The 4584-nt window shown below is 56.9% G+C and carries 7 protein-coding genes; 3 read left to right on the top strand and 4 right to left on the bottom strand.

The features are described 5' to 3' along the window. Together AC1DLB_RS22015 and AC1DLB_RS22010 are read left to right on the top strand one after the other, a co-directional pair. Window positions 1–280: zinc ribbon domain-containing protein YjdM (locus AC1DLB_RS22015; protein ID WP_477785640.1), on the top strand; the 280-nt coding region annotated here is incomplete at its 5' end. Between the two features lie 204 nt (window positions 281–484). Then, window positions 485–742, top strand: coding sequence for a PA4570 family protein (locus tag AC1DLB_RS22010; RefSeq protein ID WP_018925879.1), 258 nt, complete (start codon window positions 485–487; stop codon window positions 740–742). A 61-nt stretch (window positions 743–803) separates the two neighbouring features. Here AC1DLB_RS22010 and AC1DLB_RS22005 read toward each other — a convergent pair whose 3' ends face one another. The 3 genes from AC1DLB_RS22005 to AC1DLB_RS21995 all read right to left on the bottom strand — a co-directional run bounded on the left by AC1DLB_RS22005 (window position 804) and on the right by AC1DLB_RS21995 (window position 2468). Further along, on the bottom strand, window positions 804–1421 hold the full coding sequence (locus AC1DLB_RS22005) for an FKBP-type peptidyl-prolyl cis-trans isomerase (RefSeq protein ID WP_007938433.1): 618 nt from the start codon (window positions 1419–1421) through the stop codon (window positions 804–806). Between the two features lie 130 nt (window positions 1422–1551). Beyond that, complete coding sequence (locus AC1DLB_RS22000; RefSeq protein WP_477743868.1) at window positions 1552–1845, bottom strand: DUF6482 family protein; 294 nt, start codon at window positions 1843–1845, stop codon at window positions 1552–1554. Window positions 1846–1979: 134 nt separating this feature from the next. Beyond that, entirely contained in the window at window positions 1980–2468 is a 489-nt protein-coding gene (locus AC1DLB_RS21995) for a TIGR00645 family protein (RefSeq protein ID WP_007938436.1), read from the bottom strand. Window positions 2469–2628: 160 nt separating this feature from the next. Between AC1DLB_RS21995 and AC1DLB_RS21990 the strand changes: the two genes are divergently transcribed. Beyond that, window positions 2629–4458, top strand: coding sequence for a hypothetical protein (locus AC1DLB_RS21990; protein WP_477743867.1), 1830 nt, complete (start codon window positions 2629–2631; stop codon window positions 4456–4458). 6 nt (window positions 4459–4464) lie between these two features. On the opposite strand, the gene AC1DLB_RS21985 is transcribed toward AC1DLB_RS21990, so the two are convergent. Beyond that, window positions 4465–4584: PA4575 family protein (locus AC1DLB_RS21985; protein ID WP_477785641.1), on the bottom strand; the 120-nt coding region annotated here is incomplete at its 5' end.

The following is a 4584-nucleotide window of genomic DNA, read 5'->3' as shown; positions in this document are numbered from 1 at the left end:
GCTGATCTGCCCGGAGTGCGCCCATGAGTGGTCCGCCACTGGCGAAGCCGAAGTAGCGTCCGACGATACCGTGAAAAAGGACTCGGTCGGCAATGTGCTGCAGGACGGCGATACCATCACCGTGATCAAGGACCTCAAGGTCAAAGGCACTTCCCTGGTGGTCAAGGTCGGCACCAAGGTCAAGAACATCCGCCTGTGCGATGGCGACCACGACATCGACTGCAAGATCGACGGCATCGGCCCGATGAAACTCAAATCCGAGTTCGTCAGAAAAGTCTGAGCCCGCTGTATTCCATCCCGCGCCCTGCGTGGGATGGTGCTTTGCCCTTCCCGCCTCACCCAGCACTCCTCGCAATAGCCAAACGCCAGCCGTTTTGACCTTACGCAATCCTTACCCGATAAAAAACGCAAACCGCCAATAGGCCCTTGCTATTTAATGAATAGGAATTATTCTCATTGAACCCAATCAATGGAGATGAGACCCATGACTTATTTGATCGATGCCTGGCTGGACCGCCCACATCCCTACCTCAGAATCCTGCATCGGGAAACCGGGGAAGTCTGTGCGGTGCTTGAAGAAGAAGCCTTGAACGAGCTGCAGGATCAGGGTGATCTGGACGTCAACGGCCTGAGTTCCAGCGAGCCGGTGGTGCTCAAGGAACTGGTGCGCAATCTGTTTCTGTTTTGCTATGCCCGGGCGTTGCGCCCGAGTCATGACCTGAATACCAAGTTCGAGGTATGAAGATCATTTGTAAAAATGCCGGAGCTGGCCCTGCAGGAGCGGGCCAGCTCCAACACCGGGATTACAGAACGTCGAGCAGTTCGACGTCGAATACCAGTACGCTGTGCGGCGGAATGCTGCCTACGCCTTGAGCGCCGTAAGCCAGTTCGCTCGGCACGTACAGACGCCATTTGCTGCCCGCGTTCATCAGTTGCAGGGCTTCGGTCCAGCCAGCGATAACGCCGCCTACCGGGAATTCTGCAGGCTGGCCGCGCTCGTAGGAGCTGTCGAACACAGTGCCGTCGATCAGAGTGCCGTGGTAGTGAGTGCGCACTTGATCTTCACGGGTTGGCTTGGCGCCTTCACCTTGAGTCAGCACTTCAAATTGCAGGCCCGAAGCCAGAGTAGTGATGCCTTCACGCTTGGCGTTTTCAGCCAGGAAAGCCAGGCCTTCGCCAGCAGCAGCTTCAGCCTTGGCAGCCGCTTCAGCTTGCATGATCTCGCGGATCACTTTGAAGCTGGCGGACATTTCTTCCTGACCCACACGGCTTGGCTTGCCGGCGAACGCGTCGGTCAGACCCGCCAGGATTGCGTCCAGGCTCACGCCCGGTGGCGGATTGTCACGCAGCTGGTCGCCCAACTGACGGCCAATGCCGTAGCTGACGCGGGTTTCATCGGTGGACAGATTTACTTCGGACATGACACTGCTCCGCTGTGCGGACGGCCCTGGAACTTGCCGTGCGTGCACAGCGCATCCCGGAGCGCCCGGAATCAAAAGGGCGAGCAGACTAGCACAGATGCCGCCACGTTGATGAGCGGCGTCAGCCCTGTTACGCAGAACGGAAGGTGCTCGGTAATTTCGGACTTTCCTCGGCGCTGGTACCGCACATTTCATCATGGGCCGAGGTACATACAACGTTGAATGGCTTGGGACAGTCGTGAAGCACTTCACGCGCATGCTCGACCGACCGCAGCTGCAATGTCTCGCCATGAGCATCGAGCACTGGATGCGCCGTACCATGCATCCGAGCCTCCAGCACGTAGAACACGCCTTCCATCGAGATCAGGTTCAACTCATCGATCTTTCCGGCGATGGCAAACGCATTCAACTCTTGCAGGTTCATGAGCGCACCTCACGCAGTGGAGAGCCAGGGTTCTTACAGGGATATGCCTCGACGCACCAAAGTACAAGCCACAAACGACACCGCCCGTCTGTTTCGCAACAGACGGGCGGTGCGGTGGACCGAGTAAGGGCGGATCAGTGCTTGGTCAGCTTGTCCAGATAACCCATGGCAAACGCCGACACCACGAAGGTCATGTGGATGATCACGTACCACTGCAAATGCTCCGGATCGACGTTCTTGGCGTCCATGAAAATCCGCAGCAAGTGGATCGACGAAATTGCCACGATGGAAGCCGCGACCTTCATCTTCAACGAAGACGAATCCATGGTGCCCAACCAGTTGAGCTTCTCCTTGCTGTCGTCGATATCCAGTTCGGAAACGAAGTTCTCGTAACCGGAGATCATCACCATCACCAGCAAGCCGCCTACCAGCGCCATGTCGATCAGCGACAACAACACCAGAATCAGATCCGACTCGGCCATCGAGAACACGTTAGGGATGACGTGGATGACTTCCTGGAAGAATTTCAGTGCCAACGCCAGCAAGCCCAGCGACAAACCGAAATAGATCGGCGCCAGCAACCAGCGGGAGGCGTACATTGTATTTTCGATAAAGCGTTCCATTGAATCTCACACAAGGGGCTGGAAATGGCGGCGAGTATAACAGCCGCCTGTTACACCCAGAAACCGCCGGAAAATCCGCAACCTGCGTGTGTGTGACAAAGTTTTTCTGCTAGTGTCCAGATCAATGACAGGTCAGCGACATCGGACAGGAAAACTGGAAATGGATGTGCGATTGCCCTTAACGAGTGCAGGACTTTGCCTCGCATTGCTGCTCGGTGGTTGTTCACCCAGCGATGAGAAACGCCAAGTCAGCCTCGAAGAAAAGACCGCGCAGTTCGAAAAGTCTCTGGAGGCGATCAAGGATCCGAAACTCAAGGACGTCGTGACCGAACTCGGCGGTTCAGTGCTGCTGCTCGAGCGTGCGCAACTCAAGCTCGACAGTAAACCGGTGGTCACCGAATACGGCGAAGATGCCCTCGCCGTATTCAAGCACTACCCCACGCCCCAGGCGCTGGTCGACACTTACATCAACGGGCTGTTCGTGCTGCACAAGGAGTCCAGCTCGGATTACCTGACCGATCTGCAACCAGTATTCCCCCTCCACTTCAACGCCCCTGGCGCATTCCTTTTCCCTCATGACCTGGAATGGCAATCGGTGACCCTCAGCAACAAGCGCGTCATCGCGTTTCAGCCGGAATGGTCGGAAACCGATCCCGGCATTCAGCTGAGCCCGTCGAGCTCCAACCTGACCAACCCCGATGACTTGACGGTGACCTACCCCTTCATCGAAGGCCTGGGTGTGGACAAAAAGCACCTGCCACAACCAGTGAGCCTGCAAGGCAAGGTGGAGGTCATCGCCCCACGCCGAATCTACAGCTTCAACCTGACCAAAAAGGACGTCGGCCAGACGCGCACCAATGACAACCTCAGTGTCACGCTGCTGAAGCTTGAAAAAAACCATGCCGAAATCGAATTCAGTAACAGCGCACCACCGGCCCCCGAGGTTCGCGATACACCGCCCAACTCGCTGATCGTTCAGGCCAGGGACAGTACCGGGCAATTCCTCTCGCGCTCGGGCGCGATCAATGAAACCGCCACGCAAATTGCGTTCTATCAAAAACAACTGGCGCAAATGCAACAGCAGAAAGCCTGGAGCGAAGCGTTCGAAAAACAGCTCGAGGACGACCAGCGTGCCTTTGAAAAACAACAAACCCGACAGTATGCCAAGGTGTAYTTCAATGGACCGATCGACACGCTCGAAGTCAGCCTGCTGGATTTCTCGGCGGTCACGGTGACCCGCAAGAACCTGGACCTGCCAGTACGCCGCTTCGACCCGCACACGACGGAAAAAACCATCCAGCCACTGACCTTGCCCGTGGTGGTATACGACGACCAGGCTGCGACCTGGCTCAAGGGTGCGACGCTGGACGAGAACCAACTGAAAAAAAGCATCAGTATCAGCCAGTCGATCGACGACCCGAGCGCCGCGCGCATCGATTTCGATCACCCCAGAAGTTTCAATGATGAACTGCTCGGCACCTCGTTCAATCCCGGCGAAAGTCCCGTGACGTTCTTTACCCAAGACAGCAATGGCCGGCGCGATGGGCCGATCGAGCTGCCACCGGAGGCGTATCAGGTCGACCCGCTACGCGGCAGCATCACCTACGATCTGAATCTGTTTGCAGAAACTCCGGCCTACGCGGTGGGCTCCATGCCGCTGTTCCTGGCGACTGTCGACAAGCAAACCTACGACGCCCCCCAACTGCCCAAGGGCCTGACGCTCAAAGGGAATGAGTTGGTGGTTGATCTGAAGCTGTTCCCCGACCAGGACTGGCGCTTTTTCGCCAAGGACGACAGTGGCAACTATCTGAAGGAGATTCTTTCGGTCAGTCACGACGCGAACGCGCAAGGTCCGGGGTTATTCGCAGTGCATTACTTCTACGGCCAGCCCACACGTCTGGAAACTTATCAGCGAACCAACCTCACCACCGTGCAATACGGTTTCGAGGTCAAACTCGACAAGACCGAGCCAGGTAACCTGGATCAATAGCCTGGATCAGCCTTCAGGTCGAAACCCGGGACCGGCAAGGTTGTGGAAACGGCCACCGTTGATCTCTCGCAACTGGGCTTGCAGGTGCAGGCACCAGATTTGCGGGTCATCGGCCAGCTCGTAGCC

It is taken from the genome of Pseudomonas sp. 05N434, assembly GCF_056396965.1.
Note: the sequence above shows the minus strand (reverse complement) of the source record. Positions and strands in the feature narration are given on the sequence as shown.

Coding starts and splice junctions, on each gene's coding strand:
- AC1DLB_RS22010 (WP_018925879.1), top strand. CDS start 485: ATGACTTATTTGATCGATGCCTGGCTGGACCGCCCACATCCCTACCTC.
- AC1DLB_RS22000 (WP_477743868.1), bottom strand. CDS start 1,845: ATGAACCTGCAAGAGTTGAATGCGTTTGCCATCGCCGGAAAGATCGAT.
- AC1DLB_RS22005 (WP_007938433.1), bottom strand. CDS start 1,421: ATGTCCGAAGTAAATCTGTCCACCGATGAAACCCGCGTCAGCTACGGC.
- AC1DLB_RS21995 (WP_007938436.1), bottom strand. CDS start 2,468: ATGGAACGCTTTATCGAAAATACAATGTACGCCTCCCGCTGGTTGCTG.